The organism is Nisaea sp. (genome assembly GCF_039990255.1).
Taxonomy (GTDB): domain Bacteria; phylum Pseudomonadota; class Alphaproteobacteria; order Thalassobaculales; family Thalassobaculaceae; genus Nisaea.
This window is the reverse complement of record NZ_JBDXGG010000018.1, coordinates 876,252-901,797: the sequence shown is the minus strand read 5'-3', so window position 1 is coordinate 901,797 and position 25,546 is coordinate 876,252. Positions and strand designations below refer to the sequence as shown.

The window sequence follows — 25,546 nt, the reverse complement described above, 5'->3', positions numbered from 1 at the left end:
CGGCAGCGCCCGAAAATCAGAGATAAGAACGAAGACTGCCAATCGGGAACCGAGATAACAGGGAGGAAAAATGAATGTCATCCCCTAACCAAACCGGCCCTAACGAACCCGGGCAGGTCGCCGACACCGGCCCGATGAAGGGACTTCATGCCGGCATGGGCATCGCGGCCAAGGCCATGGTGCTCAGTTTTGTCGTCTTCACGATCCTCAACGTGGATTTCGCGAATTCGATCTATTCGTCGATCCGCGGCTGGATCGAGAGCTCGTTGAGCTGGTACTACATTCTGGTCGCCATGATCATGATGTTCGTCTGCTTCTATCTGATGTGCTCGCGCTATGGCGAGATCAGACTGGGCGACGACGATTCGCGGCCGGAATTCAGCAATTTCTCATGGTTCGCCATGCTGTTCTCGGCCGGTGTCGGCATCGGTATCCTGTTCTTCGGAGTCGCCGAGCCGATCTTCTATTTCGATAATTCCGGCGGCTTCGGCTATCCGAACAACCCCCATGCCGATGTGGCGGGCGCGACGGCAATGGGAATGGAACGCGCGGTGCATGCCATGCGGGTCACCTATTTCCACTGGGGTTTCCACGGCTGGGCGATCTACGTGATGATCGGGCTGTGTCTCGCCTATTTCGGCTTCCGCAAGAAACTGCCGCTGACACTTCGTTCCGCCCTCTATCCCATCCTAGGTGACCGGATATACGGGCCGGTTGGCCATGCCGTGGACCTGCTCGCCGTTTTTGGCACGGTCTTCGGGGTTGCCACCTCGCTCGGGCTCGGCGTCAACCAGATGGCGACAGGGCTGAACGTGCTGTTCGGCACCGATCCGGGGATCACCACGCAGATCATCCTGATCGCCGTGATTTCCGTGATCGCAACCCTGTCCGCTGTTTCCGGCGTCGGGAACGGCATCCGGATCATCTCCGAATGGAACATCTGGCTCTCAATCGCGCTCCTGGCGTTCTTCCTGTTCGCGGGGCCGACACAGTGGCTGATGGGCTTCTTCGTCACCTCGATCGGGGATTACCTGTGGAACGTGATTCCCATGGGCTTCTGGACCGCCGGGACCGAAGAGCATTCCGCCTGGCAGGGCGGCTGGACGATCTTCTATTGGGGCTGGTGGATTTCATGGGCACCGTTCGTCGGCATGTTCATCGCCCGCATCAGTCGCGGCCGGACGATCCGGGAATTCATGGTCGGCGTGCTGTTCGTGCCGACCACGATCGCCTTCTTCTGGCTGTGCATGTTCGGCGGCAATGCCATGTATCTGGAGCTTAACGCTGCGGGTGGTGTCGGCACGGCCGGCATTGCCGAGACGGTGATGAACTGGAACCTGCCGTCCGCACTCTACGGCACGATCGAGCGCATGACCGACATCGGGGCTCTCCAGTGGGGCGTGTCCGCTCTGGCGACGTTCCTGTTGGCGACATGGTTCATCACCTCGTCCGACTCCGGCACGCTGGTGATCACGACCATGCTGTCCATGGGAGACGACAACCCGCCGCAGCGCTTCCGTATCGTCTGGGGCATGGGTGAAGGTGTCGTTGCCGCCGCCCTGCTCCTGGCCGGCGGCCTGAAGGCCTTGCAGACCGCCTCCATCGCGGCGGCTTTGCCGATCTCCGTCATCATGCTGATGATGGCCTACGGGATCATGAAGTCCCTGCGCGAGGATCCGTCTGCGGTTGCGGCAGCACCTGCAAGAGCGGCTCCGGACGGAACCTCCCTCGCGGGCGAGTTGCGCGCCTAGGCGTCCGGTAGAAACATACGTCCACATACGGGACGGCAGAGCGGGCGGAGCCAACAGGTTCCGCCCGTTTTGTATTTGCGCGCCCTCGGGATTTGCATCCCCAGCCGCTGCACCATAAATAAGAACAAGGCGCTTCGGCGCCATACTGTATTTCCGGAGGCACAGCCCATGACGACCACCATTCCGCTCAAGAGCTGGCCCGAGGCCGCACCGCGTCTTGTTGCTGTTGCCGCCGGGCGAGAGGCGGCGGATCTCGTCATCCGCAACGTGCGGCTGGTCAATGTGCACAGCCGCGAGGTGCTGGACTGGCAAGTCGCCGTGGCCGAGGGACGGGTCGCCTATATTGGGCCGGACGCGGCGCACTGCATCGGCCAGGAGACGCGGATGATCGAGGGCGGTGGGCGCTATCTCATTCCGGGGCTGTGCGACGCGCATATGCATATCGAGTCCGGCATGCTGACCCCCGCCGAGTTCGCCGCCGCCGTCATTCCGCACGGCACCACGACCATGTTCACCGACCCGCACGAGATCGCCAACGTGCTCGGCCTTGCAGGCGTCCGGATGATGCATGACGAGGCGCTGATGCAGCCGGTCAATATCTTCACCCAGATGCCCTCCTGCGCGCCCTCCGCGCCGGGGCTGGAGACAACGGGTTTCGAGATCGGCGCCGAGGATGTGGCAGAGGCCATGTCCTGGCCGGGGATCATCGGGCTGGGCGAGATGATGAACTTTCCCGGCGTGATCAACGGCGATCCGCAGATGCTGGCGGAGATCGCGGCGACCATGCGGGCGGGAAAAACCGTCGGCGGGCATTACGCCTCCCCTGACAAGGGCATCGCCTTCAGTGCCTATGCGGCGGGCGGTCCCGCCGACGATCACGAGGGCACCGAGGAGGCGGACGCGCTTGCAAGGGTGCGGAACGGCATGCGCTCGATGATGCGGCTGGGTTCGGCCTGGTACGACGTCGAAAGCCAGATCACGGCGGTGACCGAGCGCGGCCTGGATCCGCGCAATTTCATCCTCTGCACCGACGATTGCCATTCCGGCACGCTGGTGAATGACGGCCACATGAACCGCGTCGTCCGCCATGCCATCGCCTGCGGCTGCGATCCGCTGGTGGCGCTGCAGATGGCGACGATCAATACCGCCAGCCATTTCGGGCTGGAGCGGGAGCTGGGCTCAATCGCCCCCGGCCGCCGGGCCGACATGATCCTGACCTCGGACCTGACCACGCTGCCGATAGAACACGTCATCGCGCGCGGGCAGACCGTCGCCGTCGACGGCAAGATCACCGTGGAGTGCCCACATTACGACTGGCCGGACTCGGCCCGTAATACGGTGCATCTGGGCAAGGTGCTGGCGGCAGCGGATTTCGCGGTCCCTGCCCCCGAAGGCGCGAACGCGGTCACCGCGAAAGTGATCGGTGTGGTCGAGAACCAGGCGCCAACCAAGGCGCTCACCGCCGAGCTGCCGGTCGTGGAGGGTGTGGTTGAAGGAGAAGGCGATACCTGCCAGATCGCGCTTGTCGAGCGGCACCGGGCCACCGGCGGCGTGGTGAACGGCTTTGTCTCCGGCTTCGGTTATACGGGGCGGATGGCCATGGCCTCCACCGTCGCCCATGACAGCCACCACATGATCGTCGTCGGCACCGACCGGGAAATGATGGCGCTGGCCGCGAACCGTCTGGGCGACGTCGGCGGCGGCATCACAGTCTGGAAGGACGGGGTAGAGATCGCGCTGGTCGAGCTGCCCATCGCCGGCCTGATGTCCGACCTCCCGGCAATCGATGTCGCGGCCAAGGCGGACCGCATGGTCGCCGCTATGGCGGAATGCGGTTGCACGCTGAACAACGCCTACATGCAGCACTCCCTACTCGCACTCGTTGTGATCCCGGAGCTGCGGATCAGCGATCTCGGGCTGGTGGACGTAACGAAGTTCGAGTTGACAGAGTTGATTGAGGGCGGCGCATGAGCCTCCCGGATCTACGCGCCCAGTTCCCAGTAACGGAACATTCCATCTATCTGGATCACGCGGCGGTCTCCCCCATCTCGCTCCGTGTGCAGGCGGCCATGCTCCGGCAGACCTCTATGCAGTCCAACCACATCATGAGCACCAGGCCGCATTTTACAGAGACCTACGCGCGGCTTCGGGAAGCCATCGGCAGACTGGTCGGCACATCCCCCGGAAATGTCGCCTTCATCCAGAACACCTCGCACGGACTGTCACTGATCGCCAACGGTCAGCCGTGGCAACCGGGCGACAATGTCGTCGTTCCGGCCATGGATTTTCCCTCGAATTTTCTGGTCTGGAAGCGGCTGGAAAGCCTTGGTGTCGAGTGCCGGACAGTCGAGGTGCCGGACGGACGGATCACACCCGAGGTGATCTCGAAAGCGCTCGACGCGCGCACCAGAATCGTCGCTCTCAGTGCCGTGCAGTATTACAATGGCTACCGTCCGGACCTCGCCGCAATCGCCGATGTTGTCCACCGGAACGGCTCCTTCCTGGTCGCGGACGGAACGCAAGGCGTGGGGGCTTTCAGAGCGGACCTGTCAGAGCATGCTATCGACGCGCTGGTGGTCAGTGCTCACAAATGGATGCTCGGCCCCCTTGGTGTGGGCTTCATGGCCATGTCCGGGAGATTGCTGGAGCGGACCGAGGTCACACAGGTCGGCTGGCTCAGCGTTGAGGAGCCCTTCGCTTTCCGGAGAGAGCTGGAACTCCTACACACTGCGGAACGGTTTGAACCCGGAACCGAGAATTCCGCCGGACTATTCGGATTATACGAGCGCCTGAGAGAAATAGAGGAATTCGGCCTGCAGCAGATCTCCGAAAGGATCCTAAGCCTGACAGATCGCCTGGCGGACCGTTTGCGCGGTCTCGGCTGCGTCATCGACAGCCCTTGGGAGACTGGGCGCCGTTCGGGAATTCTGACGTTCCGCCACAGCGCGCTGGATACAGATGCGGTGGTCCAATCCCTGAAAGCGCGGCGGTTCTATGTCAGCGCCCGGCACGGAAACCTCCGCGTCTCGCCTCACTATTATAATTCGGAGTCCGAGATCGACGGTTTTGCCGAGCAGATCGAAAATCTCGTGACCAGCGGCCATAAATAGCCAACGGATCAAGTTCGCCCAGTTTCCCGCCGCTCAATAGGGTGTCAGCTCCTTTTTCAGTTCTTGCGGGATGCCCTTCCGAATCAGATCGGCAGCGTGGTGCCGGCAAAGGTCGGCACCTGTCGCGACGTGACGCCGGACTCACCTGCCTTTCGGTATGAATCCGTCACGCCTCGGTCCGCCTTCAAGCCGAGAGCCAAGCGCGCCCCCGACCACGCGGTCACTAGGGCTGATATTCGGGCCGGAAACGTCCAAAAATATTTCTTATAATTGTATTAGCCGTAAATTTTTATTCTTTTCCGTGATTAATTTTTGATTTTTCTCAGAAAAACTGTGCACGACGATTGACAGTCTTGATCAACTGGTATGATCATAATATATGTGATGTTCAGATTTGAATGAGAAGAACCCACGTTTCAGCCCGGAAGCACCGGATAAAAAATCCGCCATATCCGCAAATACCCGACAGAAGACAGGCACACTCGCCTGAAAACCAAGAAGGTCCACCGGGATGCCGGAAGGACCGAATACGGGAGGGGTTATCAATTGGCTCCAACACGGGCAGACGCCGCACGCGCCGCCATGCCGCAAATGGTCGGCCGCCGTAAACCAATGTCACGGGACAGGCAGATCGGACTCCTTCTGCTGGTTCCGCTGGTGGTGCTCGTCATCGGGCTGACCGCCTACCCGATCCTTCAGGTCATCCAGCTCGCGTTCCAGCAGCAGAGCCTCTACAGCCAGGAAGCCTCATTCAACGGGTTGGCAAATTTCGAAGCGGTTATTGGCCATGAGGGCTTCACCCGCTCGGTGAAGAACACCTTCGTCTTCACCTTTGGCAGTCTGGCGCTGCAAATGGCGCTCGGCCTGCCAATCGCCATTCTGCTCAGCAAGGAATTCCCCATGCGCGCCCCGATCCGGGGAGTGATGCTGTTTTCCTACCTGGTGCCATATGTCGTGGCTGCAATGACTTGGAAGTTCATGTTCTCCGATGCAACGGGAATCCTGAATTATTGGGTGCGCGCCCTGAGCTTGCCCATGCCTGCATCTCCGTTCGGCTCGCTCGACTGGTCGATGGCCGGGGTGATCCTGGTGAATTCATGGAAGAACTTCCCGTTCATGGTGATTGTCTTCCTGGCCCAGTTGCAAACCATCGATCAGCAACTCTATGAGGCTGCCTCGGTCGACGGGGCGACGGCATGGCAGAAATTCTGCAAGATCACTTTGCCGTCGCTGATCCCGATCATGCTCGTCGTCGGCATGCTCCGTACGATCTGGAACTTCAACAATTTCGAGGTTGTTTTCCTGCTCACCCAGGGCGGGCCGATCGGGCGTACAGAGACATTGCCACTCTATATCTACCGTTTCGTCTTCGGTGAATTCAGCCTCGGACGCGGAGCGGCACTGGCTGTCATCGTCTTCTTCGTCCTGCTGATCATGTCACTGATCTACTGGCGGCTCTATGAGCGCACGCAGGAGCAATTCAAATGACGCAACGCACGCGGGAAGTCCCGAAACTCGTAGTCAGCGACCGGTCACGCCGGGCTGCAGCAAAGAAGCGGTTCGAGAAAATTCTTCTGACACTCTGCGCAATCGCTGTGCTGATGATTGTCCTGTTGCCGTTGTTCTGGATGCTGGCGTCGAGCTTCAAGCCGAATGTGGAGCTGTTCAAGCGGCCACCGACGTTGCTGACCCAAACGCCGACATTCGAGCATTACCGGGAGCTTTGGGACTTCACCAGTTTCCCGCGCTATTTCCTCAACACATTCCTGGTGGCGGGGATCTCCTGCGTTGCCGGCGTGGCGATCAGCCTCGTCACTGTCTATTCGGTGACCCGTTTCGAATTCATCGCGGCCCGCGCCTTTACGTTCGGCGTGCTGTTCATCTACATGCTGCCGCCGATCCTGCTCGCGCTGCCCTTTTTCCGCATCTGGTACAAACTCGACCTGCTGAACAGCCTGCCAGCGCTGGCAATCACATACCTCACCATCACCTTGCCGTTCTCGTTATGGATCCTGCGGCCCTATATCGAGGCCATTCCGCGCGCACTGGAAGAAGCAGCCATGATCGACGGCTGCACCAGATTCCAGGCGTTCCGCAAAGTCATCGTTCCCCAGGCATGGCCGGGCATTGTCGCATCTTTCATCTTCACCTTCGTGGTGGTGTGGAACGAGCTGCTCTATTCGCTGGTCCTGATAAGCGACGAGGCAAAACGCACCGTGTCTCTCGGCATTGCATCACTGATCCTGGAAACCTCGGTCTATTCATGGGGGCTGGTCAATGCAGCCGGTGTCCTGGCCACCGTCCCCGTCCTGTTCCTGTTTGCCTTCGCCGCACGACACATCGTCTCAGGCCTTGGAGCAGGCGCGGTCAAGGGATGAGCGAAACAGCAGATTAATCAGAACGGGACAGTGAAGAGAGCGAACAAACCCAGCGTGTGCAGTGGTCGGAGTGGCACGCAACTCAATGGGTAAAGAACGATCGCCAGACGATCGCAAAAAAATCCGGCCGATATCAATAGGGAGGTACTGGAATGAAACTGCGATCAATGATCGGCGCAACAGCCCTGATCGGCCTGAGCATGATGGCCGGGGGAGCGAGCGCGCAAGGTATTAATGTCGTGCGCTACCTCAGCCAGGAAACAGACCCGGCTGTAGTCCGCATACAACGCGAATGGGTGAAAGGGTTCCTGGAGGAAAATCCGGGTTCCGACGTCATTCTGGAAAGCGCCCCGGCCGGGGTGATCAACCAGCGGATCGCCACCTATGTGCAGGCGGGCGCCCCGCTGGATGTCGTCCACTCCGATCCCGGCACAGCGGCGAGGCTCGCGGTCGAGGGGCTTCTGGCCCCGCTCGATGACGTCGTCGACGCCCTGGGCGGACGCGAGGCCTTTCTCAACAATCGGCTTCTGATCGTGAACGACCATGTCTATGCGATCAACCAGGCCGCGACCTCACCACAGCTATTCTATCGCAAGGACCTGTTCAAGGCTGCCGGAATCGCGCCGCCGACTACCTGGGCAGAGGTCAAGGCCGCTGCAAAGGCGTTGCATTCTGACGACGTGATCGGAATTGCGCTCGCGGGCGGTGAGAACCGGATGACCACGATCATGGCCGGCACGATGCTGTGGCAGAACTGCCATGACTTCTTCGACGGCGACCTGAAAGTGATCCTCGATGATCCCAAAGCTGTCGAAGCTGCCGCACATTATGCTGATCTGCTCAAGTACTCGGCACCCGACGCCGCTGCTTGGTCGTTCAACGAGCCGCCGGAGTCCTTCTGGTCCGGCCGAGCAGCAATGGTTATTCACTGGCATGTTCTCGACCTGATGATGCGCCAGAACCCCGACATGGTGAAGAACGTCGCAGTTGCCCCGGTGACATCGAACAAGATGACAGCGACCCAGACCGGCGGACGCTATGTGGCCCTGTTCGCCAACTCCCCGACGCTCGATACCGGCAAGAAATGGATCGAGTATGTCTTCACGCCGGAAAATGCGGCCAAGCTGACCGGAATGGGGCCGCTGCTATATCCGCCGGCGACCGGTGCGGCAATGGATGCATTGCGCAAATCGGACGCCCCGACGATAGCAGCCTTCGGTGATCTGCTGTTCGATCAGGTCTATCCGGCTGCCGTACATGGCTATAGCGAAATACTGCATGCTGGCGGGCTGGATACCGGGACATGCGCGTTGCAGGCAACCGGTGTGGTCAATCCCTTCACCAGTGTGGTCTGGAACTCCAATCTCTATGCCCGTGCGATCCAGAAAATCGCCTATGAGAATGCGGACCCGGCCGTTGCAATTGCCGAAGCCGCAAAGCTTCTGACCGAGCGTGTGGACCAGGCCCGCAAGGAAATGGCACAGAAATAAATGCATGCGTAAACGGCGCAGACCGGCCCCTGCCGTGGGCCGGTCTGTATCCTGTTCGATGCTCACGCGCTCCCGGCGCATTTTTCCGGAGTCTGCGAGCAGCAATTCCGGCCGGCACGCGCCGCACTTACCGATATCCCGCATACCTCCAGAAGGCCCTCCAGTCCGGAACCCAAGAAAGTCCGGAAACGTTGGGAATGTTAAGAAGGAACTGACATGGCATCGATCCGCATCAAAGACGTGTGGAAGGCATACACGACCGATCCAGTGATCTTCGGGATCGACTTTGACATCCCGGACAGTGCGTTCGTGGTTTTGGTTGGCCCCTCGGGGTGCGGAAAATCGACACTGCTACGAATGATCGCCGGTCTGGAAGACATCAGCGCTGGTGAAATCCTTATCGGCGACAAAGTGGTCAACGACGTGCCGCCAAAAGACCGTGACATCGCCATGGTGTTCCAGAATTACGCGCTATACCCGCATCTTACAGTCAAGGAGAACATGGCCTTCTCCCTGCGCTTGCGTAAACAGAAGCGCGATCAGGTCGAGGAACGTGTGCGGGAAGCCGCTCAAATCCTGGGCCTGACGGATCTGCTGCACAGATATCCGCGCGCACTTTCCGGCGGTCAACGGCAACGCGTAGCGATGGGACGCGCAATTGTCCGAGACGCCTCTGTCTTCCTGTTTGACGAGCCTCTGTCTAACCTAGACGCCAAGCTACGCGTACAGATGCGCACGGAGATCAAGGCATTACATCAGCGGCTCCAGACCACCACAGTTTATGTAACGCATGACCAGATCGAGGCCATGACCATGGCCGATGTGATTGTGGTGATGCAGGACGGCGTGGTGATGCAGATGGGCGCGCCCCTGGAGCTTTACGACCGGCCGGCAAACCGGTTTGTCGCCGGCTTCATAGGCTCTCCTGCTATGAATTTCTTCGACGGCAGGATCGAGAGCGGATCTTTCCTGACCACCGAAGGTCACAGGCTCCCCCTGCACGCTACCATGTCAGCGCACGAGGGCGTATCGGCAACATACGGCATCCGGCCGGAACATCTGACGATCGATCCTACAGGGATGCCTGGCATCGTCTCGGTCGTCGAGCCGACGGGATCCGAAACCCAGATCGTGGTCGGTCTCGGTGGCAGACAGGTTCTGGCTGTCGTCCGCGAAAGGCATGACCTGCACCCCGGAGACGAAATCCGCCTCCGACCGGCCCCGGATTCGGCACATCTTTTCAACAGTGAAAATGGCGAGCGGCTCTGACGTCACCCAACGCCCGCTCCCGAACGATCATATCTCGATTCTACAACTCATCCGCCAGATTCGCTGAGCTTGTGGATGTAGTCGAAGTGGGAGCCTCTTTCTGGTTAACCCGGTTGATCAGGTCCTCGCCGGTTTCTTTCCGCTCACTGTAGCGATCGACGAGATAATCCGAGCGATCCCGTGTCAGCAGGGTGAATTTCACCAGTTCCTCCATCACGTCGACCATCCGGTCGTAGAAGGACGACGGCAACATCCGGTCGCTGTCGTCGAACTCGAGAAAAGCCTTCGGGGTCGAGGCCTGATTCGGGATCGTCAGCATCCGCATCCAGCGTCCAAGAATGCGAAGCTGATTGACCGCGTTGAAGCTCTGAGAGCCGCCGTTTACCTGCATGACGGCGAGTGTCTTGCCCTGAGTGGGACGAACCGCGCCCAGAGACAGCGGAATCCAGTCGATCTGTGCCTTGATGATCCCGGTCATTGAACCGTGCCGCTCCGGTGAGCACCAGACCATGCCCTCGCTCCATGAGACGAGATCCCGTAGTTCCTTCACCTTGGGATGATCCGCGTCGGCGTCGTCCGGCAGCGGAAGGCCGCTCGGATTGAAACTCCGTGTTTCCGCCCCGAAACGTGTCAGTATCCGGGCCGCTTCCTCCGTCATCAGGCGGCTGAAGGAACGGTCGCGCAGGGAGCCATAGAGCAGCAGGATACGCGGCGCGTGCATAGCCCGCTCAGCGGTAAACAGCCGTTCCGGGTCAATTGCCCGGAACTGCACTTCATCGAGGTTCGGTGTGTCAGTCACCTTTTTCTCCGGTCTCATCCAAAAGCCAGCGGAAGAAATATGTCGCCAGGAATGCCGAGACCAGCTGCACCCCTATGAAGGCACCAACGTCCGCCGGAGCAATCCCCGCAAAGGTATCGGAAAACCCGCGCGCGATGGTCACGGCCGGATTGGCAAAGGATGTGGACGAGGTGAACCAGTACGCCGCCGTGATATAGAGACCAACCGCCATTGGCACCGCCGCCGGACGCGCCTTCAGGCACGCCAGGATGGTCCCGACCAGGCCGAAGGTAGCGACGAACTCCCCGGCCCACTGCCCTGCCCCCGTACGCGCTTTCATCGAGGGATCGATCAGCGGATGCTCGAACATAAAATGGGCAGCAAGCACGCCGCAAATCCCGCCGATCACCTGCACCACCACATAGAGCGCCGCATCGCGCCGATCAATCTCTCGCCGCAGCGTAAAACAGAGCGTCACAGCCGGGTTGAAATGCGCCCCGGATATCGGCCCGAACACGGTAATCAGTACGACCAGGATAGCACCGGTCGGAATGGTGTTGCCGAGCAGCGCGACCGCCACATTCCCGCCAGCCAGGCGCTCCGCCATGATGCCGGAGCCGACCACCGTGGCCAAAAGCGAAAACGTTCCAAGCCACTCAGCCATCAGGCGACGGTCAAGGGTCATCACTCGGTCTCCAGTAAACTGTGGAAGCGGCCGACGTCAATGTTACCACCGGTGATTACGGTGGCGACGGTTCGGCCGGAAATGCCGATACGACCGCTGAGGATTGCTGCGAGCCCCACCGCCGCTCCCGGCTCGACAACGATCTTGAAATATTCAAAGGCGAAACGCATTGCCGCGCGCACCTCAGAATCGCTGGCGACCAACCCTCCCGCGAGCAGGTCAAGGTTGATCGGAAAGGTCACCTCGTTCGGGATCGGCGTCATGATGGCGTCGCAGATCGTCCGCTGTCCCTTGGGATTGCCGACACGCTCGCCCGCCGCAAGAGACCTCCGGGTATCATCGAAGAGTTCAGGTTCGACGGCATAAACCTCCGTGCCCGGTGAGGCCTCAGTCATCACGATCGCGGTCGACGCTGTAAGCCCGCCACCGCCACAGGGCACCAACACTGCGTCAAGCCGTGCCTCAAGCTCCTCGGCCTGTTGCACCATTTCGAGGGCAGCCGTTCCAGCGCCAGCCAGCACCAAAGCATGCGCGCTCGGCGGAACCTCGATCCGTCCACTATCTTCTTCAATGCGGCGGACCACATCGGCGCTACTTTGGCTATCCCGGTCAAAGGGCACAATCTCCGCCCCAAGCGCTCGCACGGCCGCCATCTTCGCTGCGGGCGCGTCAGCAGGCATCACGATCACAGCGGACGACCCCAGCAATTTCGCCGCCCGAGCCACGCCAAGCGCATGGTTGCCCGACGAATAGGTCACCGCGCCCCTCGCCCTCTCTTCCGCGCTCATATGCAGAATGCGCCAATAGGCGCCCCGGATCTTGAACGCGCCGGTCCTTTGTAGATTCTCCGCCTTCAGCAACAGCCTGCCACCGAGCATCGCATTGACGTCCGCGTTTTCGAGAAGCGGAGTCCGGCTGACAATGCCCCGGAGGGCGGGCGCAGCCGCGCGAACAGTCTCAAGTGAAACGGGATGGGTCAGGCGCAAATTGGTTTCTCACAATCAGTCAACGTCCGGATCCCGAGACAGACGGTCAGGTTTTCCGAAACCTCGTATTTCGGCAAGTACCGAATTGACTATGGGTAAGTCGGCGCCACGGGTCTAGTCAAGGTTCGATACTTTGGCTATTACCGAAGCATGGATCAGGAACACGCCATCGATGCCTTCGCGGCACTCGCTCAGCCAACACGGATTGCAGCCTTCCGCTTGCTGGTTCAGGTCGGGCCCGGCGGACTGCCAGCGCTGGAAATATCACGCCGGCTCGGCACCATACCGTCAACACTGTCTGGGCACCTTGCGATCCTCAAGCGCGCCGGCGTTCTGACGTCTAGCCGACACCAGAGAGAGATTCACTATGCCGCCAACCTCACCGCCGTGAACGATCTGGTGAGTTTCCTGATCGCGGATTGCTGCGGCGGCAAAGTCGAGAACTGCTCCGAAATACTCACTTTACTCAAGCTCCAGAAATAGGGTGAACACCACCCTCCGATTCTGAAACGGAGGGAATGAAAACCGAGAACAATAAAGGTGGAAGTGAGTAGTCTCGATCCAAGGACGCTTCAGAGAGACGGTACTGAATATCCCTCCCCTGCCCGCACTTACTTCAGCATCCGAAGCACAGCTTCCCGACCCTTAAACAGCCAGTCCTCGACATGCATAGCAGTGATCGGCGTGTCGCTGCTCTCGGCGCCGAGCAACAGCAGGCTGATGGTGTTGTAGGTACCACGGCCGAGATTGTCGTCCTCCCAGGAGACAAGCAATTCGCCTTTCCCATCACCAGTCCAATCGGCCGCCGCCAGCAGGGAGAGTTTCCGGAACCAGGATTCCTTGCCTTCATAGCGGGAGAGATATTCAAAGCTGTCCTGGCGTCGGGTCAAGACGGCATCCGGATTCGTCCCCGGCGCACCGAAAAAATAGCGGAGCGTGACCGCCCCCTGTCCGTCCGGCAGGGCTGGACCGAGCGACCAGCGGAAGGAGCCGATATCGAGCCGTTCCACGATGTCCGGGACCGGATCAGTCATGTTGATACCACCGACAGGCGCCGGGCGAGCCGTCTTTTGCAGAACGTGCAGCAGGCAGGGCTGCAAAAGGAAATGATCCCACGCCAACATGCTGGCACGGAAGTCTGCCACGTCGCCGGCAAGCAGATCCAGCAGCCGACTACAATCGGATGGGGTCAACCGCGTTAGATGCGGATGATCAGAAAGGCCGGGCGGTGACGGGTCTTGTGATGCGAACTCCGCGAAACGAGGCTGCCAATACGGGAATCCGTTGATGTTTTGCGGCCGAGATAGCGTCTCGCCTGAAGCACCGGATAGAGGGAGGAAGACCGTAAGCGAACAAGCGAGGAGGACTGCAGGAAGAACTGGCTTCAGGACACGGTTTGCCACTTCAGCTCTCCCTTTCGCCCTAAGAAAACGCCCGGCCGAAGCCGAGCGTTTCAGTATCAGGTTTTGGATATCACCCCGGAGTCTCAAGCCGCCTTTGCGATATTCCGCAGCACGAACTGCAGGATGCCGCCGTGACGGTAGTAATCCACCTCGTCCGCGGTATCGATGCGGCAGAGCAGGGTCACATCCCTGGTCGAGCCATCCGCGTAGGTGATCTTGCAGGGCACGTCCATGCGCGGTGTGATGCCATCGGCAATGCACGTGATATCGAACTTTTCCGTGCCCTTAAGGCCCAGCGTTTCTCGGTTCTCGCCATCCTTGAACTGAAGCGGCAGCACGCCCATGCCGACGAGGTTGGAGCGGTGAATACGCTCGAAGCTCTCGACGATCACGGCCTTAACGCCGAGAAGACGGGTGCCTTTCGCAGCCCAGTCGCGGCTGGAGCCGGTGCCGTATTCCTTGCCGCCGATGACGACCAGAGGCACGCCTTCCTTCTCGTAGCGCATGGACGCGTCGTAGATCGCCATCTGCTCGCCGGAAGGATGATGCACGGTGTAGCCACCGCTCACGCCCTCGACCATCTCGTTCTTCAACCGGATATTGGCGAAGGTGCCGCGCATCATGATCTCATGATTGCCGCGCCGTGCGCCGTAGGCGTTGAAGTCCACCGGGCGGACCTGCCGTTCGCGCAGATAGTCGCCCGCCGGGCCATCCGACTTGATGGAGCCGGCCGGAGAGATATGGTCGGTGGTGATCGAGTCCCCGAGGATGGCAAGCTCGCGCGCGCCGGTGATGTCGGTCAGCGCGCCCGGTTCCTTCGCCATCCCCTTGAAGTAAGGCGGGTTCTGGACGTAGGTCGAGCCGTCGTTCCAGTTGTAGGTCAGGCTGCCGGTGGTCTGCACCGCCTGCCATTCCTTGGTGCCTTCGAACACGTTGGCATAACGGTTCTGGAACATCTCGCGGCTGAGATCTGCCTCCAGGAGGTCGCTGATCTCCTTGTTTGTCGGCCAGATATCCTTGAGGTAGACCGGATTGCCGTCCGGGTCCTCGCCGAGCGCGTCCCTGTAAAGGTCAACGTTCATGTTACCGGCAATGGCATATGCAACGACCAGCGGCGGCGAGGCGAGATAGTTCGCCTTGACGTGCGGATTGACCCGACCCTCGAAATTCCGGTTGCCGGACAGGACGGATGTGACGACCAGGTCGCCCTTCTCCACCGCTTCCGCGATGTGAGGCTCAAGCGGCCCCGAATTGCCGATGCAGGTGGTGCAGCCGTAGCCGACCAGGTTGAAGCCGAGCTTATCGAGCTCGACCTGCAGATTGGCCTTTTCCAGATAATCGGTGACGACCTGGGAACCCGGAGCGAGCGAGGTCTTCACCCACGGCTTCACCGTTAGACCTTTGGCCGCCGCGTTCCGGGCGACGAGGCCGGCGGCAATCATCACCGATGGGTTGGACGTGTTGGTGCAGGAGGTGATGGCGGCAATCACCACGTCGCCATCATCCAAATTGTAGTCATGCCCCTCGACCGGGATCGAGCGCGGCGCGACACCGCCGGCGAGATCCTTGAGAGCCTTGGCGAATTCCGGCGCCGCGTCGGTCAGCAGAACACGGTCCTGCGGACGTTTCGGTCCGGCAATCGACGGCACCACAGTGTCGAGATCGAGAGACAGGGTATCTGTGAAGACCATTTCCTGACTGTCATCGCGCCACATGCCCTGGGCCTTTGCATACTCTTCGACCAGCACAACCCGGTCATCTTCGCGGCCGGTCAGCCTGAGGTAGCCGAGGGTCTCGTCGTCGATCGGGAAATAGCCGCAGGTGGCTCCATATTCCGGGGCCATGTTGGCGATGGTTGCCCGGTCCGCCAGGCTAAGATGGCTAAGGCCAGAGCCGTGGAATTCGACAAACTTGCCGACCACGCCCTTCTTGCGGAGCATCTGCACGACGATCAGCACAAGATCGGTCGCTGTCGCGCCTTCTGGCAATTTGCCGGTCAGCTCGAAGCCGACAACCTCGGGGATCAGCATGGAAACCGGCTGGCCAAGCATGGCGGCTTCCGCCTCGATACCGCCGACGCCCCAACCAAGCACCGCCATACCATTCACCATCGTGGTGTGGCTGTCCGTGCCGACCAGCGTGTCAGGATAGGCAATCATCTTGCCGTCCTCGTCCTTGGTCCAGACTGTCTGAGCCAGATGCTCCAGGTTGACCTGGTGGCAAATGCCGGTTCCGGGCGGGACAACGCGGAAGTTGCGGAAGGCCTTGGAGCCCCAGCGCAGGAACTCGTATCGCTCGCCGTTCCGTTCGAACTCCAGATCGACGTTCCTCTTGAACGAGTCGGCGCCGCCAAAGGCATCCACCATGACCGAATGATCGATAACAAGGTCGACCGGCGACAGCGGATTGATTTTTTCCGGATCGCCGCCGAGCTCGGTCATCGCATCGCGCATGGCGGCGAGATCAACCACGGCCGGCACACCGGTAAAGTCCTGCATCAGGACCCGGGCCGGGCGATAGGCTATTTCGCGGGAAGATTTCTTGCTTTTCACCCACTCGGACAGCGCCTTGACGTCGTCCAAGGTTACAGTGCGCCCGTCTTCGTAACGCAGCAGGTTTTCCAGCAGCACTTTCAACGAGTGCGGAAGCTTGCGAATCTCAGGAAACCCGGCATCCGCCATGGCTTCAAGGCTGTAATAATCGTAATTTTTACCGGACGTTTTAAGAGTACGTCGGGTGTTCAGGCTGTCTTGGCCAACAGTCACTATCATCTCCTATGATTTGTGATGGTGGCCGCCCGAGGAGCGCCTCGGCCCGGTCTTTTCCATGATTCTTTGTGGCGCGGGAGGAGAGCGCTCCTGACTGCGCATACTATTTATAGGAAATTCCACCGACGAGTGCCAGCACCCAGTGCATGCGTTGGTTCGGTGAATTTGCGAAATTCAGTTCCGCAAAATGCCCCTATTGAAATTATCTTGTTGACGTTGGAACGAGTGCATCCAAAAATCGGCACAGATATGGAGCCTGTCGCAATGTCGTCGGGCCCTGAAAATAACAAAGGTCCGAAGCTGATCATCTGCGGCAAACGTGGAGGTCAAGGGCCAGGGCAGACAGGGAGGAAAGGCTCGCGGCACAGATCCACGAGTCTAACCGTGGCTTTTTCGATAGCCGAACTTCGTCTGCGCCTGCCCGGTTTTGGTCCGTGTATTAGGGACGGAACATGGCGTACGAATACCCGGACGCTTCGGTTTACGACACGTTGCCGAAGCTCCTCCGCTACAATGCGGAACGGTTTCCCAATGACGTAGCGCTCCGCGAGAAGGATTTCGGTGTCTGGACCGAGTTCACCTGGGCCGATTACCTGGAACGGGTTCGCAACCTCGCGCTGGCCCTGAACGAGGCCGGGCTGGTAAAGGGCGACGTCTTCTCGATCATCGGCGATAACAATGTCGACTGGATCTGCGCCGAGCTCGCGGCCCAGTCAGTCGGCGCGATGACCATCGGCTTTTATCGCGACGTGCTGGAAGACGAGATCGCCTATCTCACCGGCTACAGTGCAGCCCGAATGACCTATGCCGAGGATCAGGAGCAGGTCGACAAGTTCCTTAATCTCGGTGACCGCGCCGGAACGATAGAGAAAATCATCTACTCCAACCCTCGTGGTATGCGTAAATTCGATGATCCGCGCATCGTCAGCTTCGACGACCTGGTCGCCCGCGGCGCTGAGATCCATACCGCGTCGCCGGAATTGTTCGACCAGATGGTCGATGCCGTGACCGGCGAAGATGTCGCCATTCTCTGCACCACCTCGGGTACGACGTCTAACCCCAAGCTCGCTGAGCTACCGCACGGCAATTTCGTCCGCCACACCCAGCTATATTTGAAACATGACCCGAAGGATGCAACGGACGAATATGTATCCGTGCTGCCAATGCCCTGGATCATGGAGCAGGTCTATACCGTCGGCTTCGGCCTCAATTCCCGCATGAAGGTGAGTTTCCCGGAGAACGAGGAAACCGCAATGAACGATATGCGCGAGATCGGCCCGACCTTCCTGCTGCTTGCCCCCCGGGTGCTGGAGCAGATCGCCGCCGACATGCGCGCACGTGTGATGGATGCAGGACCACTGACCCAGTGGATCTTCGACAAGGGTGTCGAACTGGGACGCGACGCACTCGACAAGGGTGGCAAGTCCTGGCTCGCCGATGTTGCCCTGTTTAGCGCCCTGCGCGACCGGCTCGGTTTTGCCAATGTGCGCTCCGCCGCCACCGGCGGGGCCGCTATGGGTCCCGATACTTTCAAGCTGTTCCTCGCCATGGGCGTGCCATTGAAGCAGCTATACGGCCAGACCGAACTGCTCGGCGCCTACACCCTGCAGGATGGCAAGGAAATTGACGTCGACACGGTTGGCATTCCGTTCGAAGGCTGCGAGGTGAAGATCATCGATGCCGACACAGACGGCGTCGGCGAAATCATCACCCGGCACCCGAACATGTTCCGCGGTTTTCACAAGAACGAGGAAGCCACCAAGGAAGACATGAAGGACGGCTGGATGCATACCGGCGATGCTGGTTTCTTCGATGCCAAGGGTCGCCTGACAGTGATCGACCGGGTGAAGGACATCGCCCAGACCCGCACCGGCACAAAATTCTCGCCGCAATACATCGAAAACAAACTTAAGTTTTCACCATATATCGGCGAGGCGGTGATTCTCGGCGCCGGTCAGGATTATTTGACGGCTATTATCTGTGTCCGTTTCTCGATCGTCTCGAAATGGGCAGAGAAAGCCCGTATCCCCTTCACCTCCTACACCAATCTCTCGGACCGGCCGGAGATCTATGAGCTGATCCGCGGCGAAATCGCCCATGTGAACGAAAGCCTGCCGGACACCCAAAAAATCCGAAAATTCCTGCTTCTCTACAAGGAGCTGGATGCGGATGACGGCGAGCTGACGCGCACCCGAAAGGTTCGCCGCAGCGTCGTTTCAGACCGGTATGGACCGATCATCAAAGCGCTCTACGGCGATGGCGACCGGGCGGAGATGAATTCCGAGGTAACGTTCGAGGATGGCCGCAAAGGCAATATCCAGGCGTCCATGCAAATCGAGCAAGTCGACGGCGCCGCAGCGCCGGCAATGAAAAAGGCAGGCTGAGCCGTGGCAGAAGCACAGGTAATCGAGTCCGGCGGGACGGCCGAGACCTCCGGGACCGTCGATACACGGACCATCGGCGGCCCAGTCCTCGCCGTAGAGAACATCGTCGTGAAATTTGGCGGCGTGACCGCTATCAACGACGTGAGTTTCGATGTCCGCAAAGGCGAGATTCGCGCCATCATCGGGCCGAACGGGGCTGGCAAATCCTCGATGCTGAATGTCCTGAACGGTTTTTACAAACCGCGCTCCGGACAGATCAAGTTCGCCGGCAAGACTTTCCCGTCGATGGACCCGTATTACGCGGCGTCCAACGGCATCGCCCGGACCTTCCAGAATATTGCCCTGTTCCGCGGCATGAGCACGCTGGACAACCTGATGACCGGTCGACTGCTGAAGATGAAAAGCAATTTCTTCTGGCAGTGCCTCTATTTCGGCCCGGCCCAGAAGGAAGAGCTGGAAAACCGGGAGCATGTGGAAAGGGTCATTGATTTCCTCGAGATCCAGCCGATCCGCCGCACGCCTGTCGGCCGGTTGCCTTACGGGTTGCAGAAGCGGGTCGAACTCGGCCGCGCACTGGCGATGGATCCGGACATCCTCCTGCTCGACGAGCCTATGGCCGGCATGAATGTCGAGGAAAAGGAGGACATGTCCCGCTTCATCATGGACGTGAACGAGGAATTCGGGACCACCGTGATCCTGATCGAACACGACATGGGCGTGGTCATGGACCTTTCCGACCGCGTCGTTGTGCTGGATTACGGCAGCAAGATCGCAGATGGCACGCCCGACGAGGTGCGCGCCAATCAAAATGTCATCGACGCCTATCTTGGCGTGAGCCACGACTGACACGGCGCGCCAAGGGAGTCCGAACGTGGAATTTATCTATGCATTGCTGGTGCAGCCCTTCGTGGACATGTACCTCGACCCACTCATCTTCATCGAAACTGTCATCAAGGGCCTGATGGCCGGAGTGCTCTACTCTCTGGTTGCCCTTGGTTTTGTTTTGATCTTCAAGGCATCCGGTGTTTTCAACTTTGCCCAGGGTGTAATGGCGCTGTTCGCCGCGCTGACCCTGACAGGCATCATGGAATATATGCCCGACGGCTTGCCCAAATGGCTCACAGTCGTTGCCGCGCTGGGCATCACTGTCGTGATCATGATCCTTCTCGCCGTCATCATTGAAAGAGTCGTACTCAGACCATTGGTCAATCAGGAGCTGATCATCCTGTTCATGGCTACACTGGGCCTCTCCTACGTACTGGAGGGGGCCGGCGACCTGATGTGGGGCAGCGACGTGAAGGTTCTGGATATTGGCCTTCCGACCGACATCTGGGATATCGGCGGGGTTTATGTCGAGCAGCTCGACGTGACGGCGGCCATCGCCGCCGGCTCGCTCGTCGCCGTGCTCGCGATATTCTTCACCAAGACCCGGATCGGTCGTGCCTTGCGCGCTGTGGCTGACGATCACCAAGCCGCCCTCTCCGTCGGTATTTCGCTGCAGCAGATCTGGGTAATCGTATGGTCCGTCGCCGGCATCGTCGCGCTGGTGGCCGGCATTATGTGGGGCAGCAAATCCGGGGTGCAGTTCAGCCTATCGCTGATCGCGCTGAAGGCCTTGCCCGTCCTTATCCTTGGCGGCTTCACTTCGATCCCCGGCGCCATTATCGGCGGCCTGATTATTGGGCTCGGGGAAAAAGTCGTCGAAGTCTTCTGGTACAGCGTCCATGGCGGTGCCGTGGAAAACTGGTTCGCCTTCATGCTGGCACTCGCCTTCCTGATGTTCAGGCCGCAAGGACTGTTCGGCGACAAGATCATCGAAAGGGTTTAAGTCCATGCTGTACCGTGAAACAGGCCAGTTCAAACGGAACTATGCGGCCGATCAGCAGCTCTTTCCGATCTTCCAGGACAAGATCCTGCTGGCAGCCATCCTGGTGGTGGCGTTAGCCATCATTCCCTTCGTTATCAACGACTACTGGTCAAAAGCTATCCTGCTGCCGTTCATGGTCTATGCGCTGGTCGCGCTCGGCCTGAACATCCTGGTAGGCTATTGTGGCCAGATATCACTCGGCACCGGCGGCTTCATGGCCGTTGGGGCCTACAGTTCCTACAAACTCTGCACGGCTTTTCCAGAGCTGAATCTGGTGTTTGTGATCCTGTTCTCCGGCGGCTGCACGGCAGCGGTCGGCGTCCTGTTCGGCCTGCCCAGCTTGCGGATCAAGGGCTTCTATCTTGCCGTCGCGACATTGGCGGCGCAGTTCTTCCTGATCTGGATGTTCAACAAGGTGCCGTGGTTCTACAATTACGAAATGAGCCAGATCACGGCGCCACCGCGCGAGGTGTTCGGCTTCCTCGTCTCCGGACCGCAGGCCGAGCCTGCCGCACAATATCTGTTCGTGCTCGGGTTCATCATCGTATTCACATGGATCGCGCTGAACCTGGTACGCGGCCGCGTCGGACGCAGCTGGATGTCGATCCGGGACATGGATATCGCTGCGGAACTTCTGGGCATCCGTCCGCTGCAGACGAAGCTGCTCGCCTTTGCCGTCTCGTCTTTCTATATCGGCATGGGTGGCGCGTTGATCTTCCATATCTGGCTCGGCACGGTTGAAGCCACGGAAGCCTTTGATATCCTGCAATCCTTCTTCGTGCTGTTCGCCATTATTATCGGCGGTCTTGGCAGCGTGCTCGGATCGTTCCTCGGTGCCGCCTTCATGGCGCTGATGCCGGTTGGACTGAAGGTTGTCCTGGTTGACTGGATCGGGATGGTTCCGGTGACGGCGAAACATATCGAGTTCATGCTCGTCGGCTCGCTGATCATCTTCTTCCTCATCAAGGAGCCGCACGGTCTGGCACGCATGTGGCAGATCACAAAGGAGAAGCTCCGACTTTGGCCATTCCCCTACTGACCCTCGCTTGGGCATGGGAACAGGCTCCGCGTGGCACTTCACGCACAAACCTGAACGGACCGCGAAACATGCGGCCATTTTAAGGGAGGCAACTAATGAGACTATCGAAGGCAAGCATTGCCATCGCGGCGGCGGGCGTTATCGCTGGCGCGACCTGGGCGGAAACGGCCCGGGCGGACTATGACTCCTACACCGTTCCGAACCTAGTTTACCGGACGGGCGCCTATGCTCCGAACGGCATTCCTCTGGCGAACGGCTTCATCGACTATTTCAACATGCTCAACGAGCGTGACGGCGGTATCGAAGGCATCAAGGTCGATGTCGTCGAGTGCGAGACCGGCTACAACACCAAGGTCTCCGTCGAGTGCTATGAAAACCTGAAAAACGAAGGCGACTCAGGCGCTCTCGTCTTCAACCCGCACTCCACCGGTGTGACCTACGCGCTGATCCCGAAGGCGAGTGAGGACAAAATTCCGATCCTCTCCATGGGATACGGCCGGACCTCAGCCGCTGACGGCACCGTCTTTCCTTACATCTTCAACTTCCCGGCCACCTATTGGTCCCAGGCCAGTGCGTTCGTAAAATATGTCGGCGAAAAAGAAGGCGGCATGGACAAGTTGAAGGGCAAGAAGATCGCCCTCGTCTTCCACAATTCCGCTTACGGTAAAGAGCCAATCAAGACGCTCGAAACACTCGGCGCCAAATACGGCTTCGAACTGATGCTTCTGCCGGTCGACCATCCGGGACAGGAACAGAAGGCCACATGGCTGCAGGTCCGTCGCGGCAAGCCCGACTGGATCTTCATGTGGGGCTGGGGCGTCATGAACCAGGTGGCCATCAAGGAAGCCGCTGCAATCCGCTTCCCGATGGACAAGTTCATTGGTGTCTGGTGGTCCGGTTCCGAGAATGACGTTGCTCCGGCTGGTCCGGCTGCGAACGGCTATCTCGCGGGCACCATGCATGCTCCGGGCGCTGACTTTGAAGCTTTGAAAGAGATCAAGAAGCACGTTTATGCCAAGGGTAACGGCTCCGGTGAAGAAGGCCGTGTCGGAGAGGTCCTTTACAACCGAGGCATGCTCGAAGCCATCTTCACAGCCGAAGCCATGCGCAATGCCATCAAGATCCACGGCACGAAGGACATTCGTGGTGTGCATGTGCGTGACGGTTTCGAGGCAATCGACCTCAAAGAGGAAGACTTCGACAGGCTCGGCCTGAAGGACTTCATGAAGCCGATCAAAATCACCTGCGAAGACCACGAAGGTGGTGGGCCGATTGCCATCCAGCAATGGGATGCTGCCGCCGGCAAGTGGAACATCGTTTCCGAGTGGATCGAGCCGATGAGCGACATTGTCCGGGCACTTGTGAAAGAAGATGCCGCGGCTTATGCCAAGGAAAACAACATCACGCCGCGCACTTGCAGCTGATGACCTGATACGGACGCGGCGCCATTTGGTGGCGCCGCGTCCAACCATCCGGAGGAATAGGAAGTGACAGCGGTCGAACAGGATACCGGGGCGGAGCAGCCGATACTGCGCGTCAATAATATCGAGGTCATCTACGACCACGTCATTCTGGTCTTGAAAGGCGTCTCGCTTGAGGTACCGCGCGGCGGCATTGTCGCACTGCTCGGCGGTAATGGCGCCGGCAAGACCACCACACTGAAAGCTATCTCGAACCTGCTCAAGTCAGAGCGTGGCGAGGTGACTAAAGGCACGATCGATTTCGAGGGCAAACCGATCCAGTCGATGAATCCGCATCAGCTCGTCGAGCGGGGCGTCATCCAGGTCATGGAAGGCCGCCACTGCTTCGAGCATCTGACCGTCGAAGAAAATCTGATGACCGGCGCGTTCACCCGCGGCGGGGACAGGGCCGGCATCGCCCGTGACCTGGAGATGGTCTACAATTATTTCCCGCGCCTGCGCGAACGGCGCACCAGCCAGGCCGGATACACATCAGGCGGCGAGCAGCAGATGGTTGCCATCGGCCGCGCATTGATGAGCCGTCCGAAAACCATCCTGCTTGACGAACCCTCCATGGGTCTTGCGCCGCAGTTGGTCGAACAGATCTTCGAGATCGTCAAAAAGATTAACGAGCAGGAAGGCGTCTCCATTCTGCTGGCCGAGCAGAACACCAATGTCGCTCTGCGCTACGCCAAATATGGCTATATCCTGGAAAGCGGCCGTGTCGTTATGGAAGGCGACGCGGAAAGCCTGCGCTCGAACGAGGATGTGAAAGAGTTCTATCTTGGCATCAGCACCGGTGGGCGAAAGAGCTTCCGCGATGTAAAGCATTATCGCCGCCGGAAGCGTTGGCTCGGCTAACGCTTCGTCACGCAATCAAGAGTTGGGGACCGTACCGAAATGAGCGGCGATTTTTACGACACGCTTGAAACCCGCAGTACCGACGAACGCGAGGTCGCCCAGATGGCGGCCTTGTCCGCTCAGGTTGACCTGGCCAGGGGCAAGACCGCCTATTTCGGCAAACTTCTGGCGGATGTAGGTCCAGGTGCGATCAACAGCCGCTCGGCCCTCGCTGGCCTCCCCGTCACCCGAAAGGGCGATTTGCTCGACCTGCAGAAAAGCACGCCTCCCTTTGGCGGCATGACCACTGTCGCAGCGAACGGCCTCGCCCGGCTCTATATGTCACCGGGTCCGATTTACGATGCAGAAGGCCCCGAGTCCGATCCCTGGAGATTCGCGCGCACGCTTTACGCCGCCGGATTCCGTAAGGGCGAGATCCTGCACAATTGCTTCTCCTATCACCTGACGCCCGCTGGCATGATGGTCGACAGCGCTGCGCGCGCTATTGGCTGCGCCGTATTTCCGGGCGGTGTTGGTAATACCGAAATGCAGGTTCAGGCCGCTGCAGACCTTAAACCTGCCGGTTACGGCGGCACGCCAAGTTTCCTGAAGATCATCCTGGAAAAGGCACGGGAACTCGGCACCGATATCTCCTGCATGAAGAAGGGGCTCGTCGGCGGCGAGGCACTGCCCCCGAGCCTGCGTAAGGAGTTATCCGATCTCGGCTGCGATGTGCTGCAATGCTATGGCACGGCCGATCTCGGGCTGGTCGCCTATGAGAGCCCAGCCCTGGAAGGCATGATCCTGGACGAAGGCGTCATCGTTGAGATCGTCCGCCCCGGCACAGGCGATCCGGTAGCCGAGGGCGAGGTGGGCGAAATCGTCGTCACCAGCCTCAATCAGAGCTATCCCCTCATACGCTTCGGCACCGGCGACATGTCAGCGGTTTTGACGGGCACCAGTCCGTGTGGGCGCACGAACCAGCGCATAAAGGGCTGGATGGGCCGTGCGGACCAGACAACCAAGATCAAAGGTATGTTCGTGCACCCGGGGCAAATCGCAGAGATTGTGAAGCGCCACCCAGAAATCTCGAAAGCGCGTCTTGTCGTGACCGGCCGGACCGGTGACGATGTGATGACTCTGCATTGCGAGACGACAACATCCGAAGACACTCTCTCCGACACAGTTGCAGCCAGCTTGCAATCCGTCACGAAGCTTCGCGGGACGGTGTCTTTGGTCACCGAAGGCAGCCTCGCCAATGATGGCAAGGTGATTGAGGACGCGCGTAGCTACGATTGATCGAACGCGGCTGTAAGTCCGGGCCTTAATTGCACCTTG

General features: G+C 59.6%; 20 protein-coding genes. 15 read left to right on the top strand and 5 right to left on the bottom strand.

The features are described from left to right. Positions 1–74 precede the first annotated feature (74 nt). From ABJ076_RS14490 to ugpC, 7 genes are all read left to right on the top strand, one after another. A complete protein-coding gene (locus ABJ076_RS14490) occupies positions 75–1,751 on the top strand; it encodes a BCCT family transporter (protein ID WP_348184547.1) in 1,677 nt (558 codons plus the stop codon). Positions 1,752–1,919: 168 nt separating this feature from the next. Beyond that, complete coding sequence (gene ade, locus ABJ076_RS14485; protein ID WP_348184545.1) at positions 1,920–3,722, top strand: adenine deaminase; 1,803 nt, start codon at positions 1,920–1,922, stop codon at positions 3,720–3,722. Next, positions 3,719–4,861, top strand: coding sequence for an aminotransferase class V-fold PLP-dependent enzyme (locus ABJ076_RS14480; RefSeq protein ID WP_348184543.1), 1,143 nt, complete (start codon positions 3,719–3,721; stop codon positions 4,859–4,861). The genes ade and ABJ076_RS14480 overlap by 4 nt, the downstream gene beginning before the upstream one ends. 546 nt (positions 4,862–5,407) lie before the next feature. After that, a complete protein-coding gene (locus tag ABJ076_RS14475) occupies positions 5,408–6,349 on the top strand; it encodes a sugar ABC transporter permease (RefSeq protein ID WP_348184541.1) in 942 nt (313 codons plus the stop codon). Beyond that, complete coding sequence (locus tag ABJ076_RS14470) at positions 6,346–7,239, top strand: carbohydrate ABC transporter permease (RefSeq protein WP_348184539.1); 894 nt, start codon at positions 6,346–6,348, stop codon at positions 7,237–7,239. The genes ABJ076_RS14475 and ABJ076_RS14470 overlap by 4 nt, the downstream gene beginning before the upstream one ends. Positions 7,240–7,391: 152 nt before the next feature. After that, positions 7,392–8,729, top strand: coding sequence for a sugar ABC transporter substrate-binding protein (locus ABJ076_RS14465; RefSeq protein WP_348184537.1), 1,338 nt, complete (start codon positions 7,392–7,394; stop codon positions 8,727–8,729). A 216-nt stretch (positions 8,730–8,945) separates the two neighbouring features. Continuing rightward, the gene (gene ugpC / locus ABJ076_RS14460; protein ID WP_348184535.1) at positions 8,946–9,998 is read left to right on the top strand and encodes a sn-glycerol-3-phosphate ABC transporter ATP-binding protein UgpC; all 1,053 of its coding nucleotides are present in this window, start codon (positions 8,946–8,948) and stop codon (positions 9,996–9,998) included. A gap of 40 nt (positions 9,999–10,038) precedes the next feature. Here the strand turns inward: ugpC and arsH are convergent, their stop codons facing one another. From arsH to ABJ076_RS14445, 3 genes are read right to left on the bottom strand one after another with little or no spacing between them, the layout of a single operon-like run. After that, a complete protein-coding gene (gene arsH, locus ABJ076_RS14455) occupies positions 10,039–10,815 on the bottom strand; it encodes an arsenical resistance protein ArsH (protein WP_348184533.1) in 777 nt (258 codons plus the stop codon). Further along, a complete protein-coding gene (locus ABJ076_RS14450) occupies positions 10,790–11,461 on the bottom strand; it encodes an MIP/aquaporin family protein (protein WP_348184531.1) in 672 nt (223 codons plus the stop codon). Before ABJ076_RS14450 ends, arsH begins: the two co-directional genes overlap by 26 nt. Next, the gene (locus tag ABJ076_RS14445; protein ID WP_348184529.1) at positions 11,461–12,447 is read right to left on the bottom strand and encodes a threonine/serine dehydratase; all 987 of its coding nucleotides are present in this window, start codon (positions 12,445–12,447) and stop codon (positions 11,461–11,463) included. The genes ABJ076_RS14450 and ABJ076_RS14445 overlap by 1 nt, the downstream gene beginning before the upstream one ends. Before the next feature lie 150 nt (positions 12,448–12,597). Between ABJ076_RS14445 and ABJ076_RS14440 the strand changes: the two genes are divergently transcribed. Beyond that, a complete protein-coding gene (locus ABJ076_RS14440; RefSeq protein ID WP_348184528.1) occupies positions 12,598–12,930 on the top strand; it encodes a metalloregulator ArsR/SmtB family transcription factor in 333 nt (110 codons plus the stop codon). Between the two features lie 128 nt (positions 12,931–13,058). On the opposite strand, the gene ABJ076_RS14435 is transcribed toward ABJ076_RS14440, so the two are convergent. Together ABJ076_RS14435 and acnA are read right to left on the bottom strand one after the other, a co-directional pair. Continuing rightward, complete coding sequence (locus tag ABJ076_RS14435; protein WP_348184526.1) at positions 13,059–13,640, bottom strand: hypothetical protein; 582 nt, start codon at positions 13,638–13,640, stop codon at positions 13,059–13,061. Between the two features lie 293 nt (positions 13,641–13,933). Beyond that, positions 13,934–16,621, bottom strand: coding sequence for an aconitate hydratase AcnA (acnA, locus tag ABJ076_RS14430; RefSeq protein WP_348199727.1), 2,688 nt, complete (start codon positions 16,619–16,621; stop codon positions 13,934–13,936). Between the two features lie 449 nt (positions 16,622–17,070). Between acnA and ABJ076_RS14425 the strand changes: the two genes are divergently transcribed. From ABJ076_RS14425 to ABJ076_RS14395, 7 genes are all read left to right on the top strand, one after another. Continuing rightward, positions 17,071–19,002, top strand: a complete 1,932-nt coding sequence (locus ABJ076_RS14425) for an AMP-binding protein (protein WP_348184522.1) — start codon at positions 17,071–17,073, stop codon at positions 19,000–19,002. A 72-nt stretch (positions 19,003–19,074) separates the two neighbouring features. Further along, on the top strand, positions 19,075–19,848 hold the full coding sequence (locus ABJ076_RS14420) for an ABC transporter ATP-binding protein (protein WP_348185902.1): 774 nt from the start codon (positions 19,075–19,077) through the stop codon (positions 19,846–19,848). 25 nt (positions 19,849–19,873) lie between these two features. Continuing rightward, positions 19,874–20,830, top strand: coding sequence for a branched-chain amino acid ABC transporter permease (locus tag ABJ076_RS14415; RefSeq protein ID WP_348199726.1), 957 nt, complete (start codon positions 19,874–19,876; stop codon positions 20,828–20,830). Between the two features lie 4 nt (positions 20,831–20,834). Continuing rightward, on the top strand, positions 20,835–21,908 hold the full coding sequence (locus ABJ076_RS14410; RefSeq protein WP_348194287.1) for a branched-chain amino acid ABC transporter permease: 1,074 nt from the start codon (positions 20,835–20,837) through the stop codon (positions 21,906–21,908). 95 nt (positions 21,909–22,003) lie between these two features. After that, positions 22,004–23,332 carry an ABC transporter substrate-binding protein gene (locus tag ABJ076_RS14405; RefSeq protein ID WP_348194285.1) on the top strand — a complete coding sequence of 443 codons (1,329 nt, stop codon included), beginning with the start codon at positions 22,004–22,006 and terminating at the stop codon, positions 23,330–23,332. 63 nt (positions 23,333–23,395) lie between these two features. Then, a complete protein-coding gene (locus tag ABJ076_RS14400) occupies positions 23,396–24,229 on the top strand; it encodes an ABC transporter ATP-binding protein (RefSeq protein ID WP_348194283.1) in 834 nt (277 codons plus the stop codon). A gap of 39 nt (positions 24,230–24,268) precedes the next feature. Continuing rightward, on the top strand, positions 24,269–25,507 hold the full coding sequence (locus ABJ076_RS14395) for an AMP-binding protein (protein WP_348194282.1): 1,239 nt from the start codon (positions 24,269–24,271) through the stop codon (positions 25,505–25,507). Positions 25,508–25,546 lie beyond the last annotated feature (39 nt).

Excerpts from the sequence above, each read along its gene's own strand:
- ABJ076_RS14450 (WP_348184531.1), bottom strand. The coding sequence starts at position 11,461 with ATGACCCTTGACCGTCGCCTGATGGCTGAGTGGCTTGGAACGTTTTCG.
- ABJ076_RS14425 (WP_348184522.1), top strand. The coding sequence starts at position 17,071 with ATGGCGTACGAATACCCGGACGCTTCGGTTTACGACACGTTGCCGAAG.
- ABJ076_RS14405 (WP_348194285.1), top strand. The coding sequence starts at position 22,004 with ATGAGACTATCGAAGGCAAGCATTGCCATCGCGGCGGCGGGCGTTATC.
- ABJ076_RS14490 (WP_348184547.1), top strand. The coding sequence starts at position 75 with ATGTCATCCCCTAACCAAACCGGCCCTAACGAACCCGGGCAGGTCGCC.
- acnA (WP_348199727.1), bottom strand. The coding sequence starts at position 16,621 with ATGATAGTGACTGTTGGCCAAGACAGCCTGAACACCCGACGTACTCTT.
- ABJ076_RS14410 (WP_348194287.1), top strand. The coding sequence starts at position 20,835 with ATGCTGTACCGTGAAACAGGCCAGTTCAAACGGAACTATGCGGCCGAT.
- ABJ076_RS14470 (WP_348184539.1), top strand. The coding sequence starts at position 6,346 with ATGACGCAACGCACGCGGGAAGTCCCGAAACTCGTAGTCAGCGACCGG.
- arsH (WP_348184533.1), bottom strand. The coding sequence starts at position 10,815 with ATGAGACCGGAGAAAAAGGTGACTGACACACCGAACCTCGATGAAGTG.
- ugpC (WP_348184535.1), top strand. The coding sequence starts at position 8,946 with ATGGCATCGATCCGCATCAAAGACGTGTGGAAGGCATACACGACCGAT.
- ABJ076_RS14480 (WP_348184543.1), top strand. The coding sequence starts at position 3,719 with ATGAGCCTCCCGGATCTACGCGCCCAGTTCCCAGTAACGGAACATTCC.
- ABJ076_RS14440 (WP_348184528.1), top strand. The coding sequence starts at position 12,598 with ATGGATCAGGAACACGCCATCGATGCCTTCGCGGCACTCGCTCAGCCA.
- ABJ076_RS14395 (WP_348194282.1), top strand. The coding sequence starts at position 24,269 with ATGAGCGGCGATTTTTACGACACGCTTGAAACCCGCAGTACCGACGAA.
- ade (WP_348184545.1), top strand. The coding sequence starts at position 1,920 with ATGACGACCACCATTCCGCTCAAGAGCTGGCCCGAGGCCGCACCGCGT.
- ABJ076_RS14465 (WP_348184537.1), top strand. The coding sequence starts at position 7,392 with ATGAAACTGCGATCAATGATCGGCGCAACAGCCCTGATCGGCCTGAGC.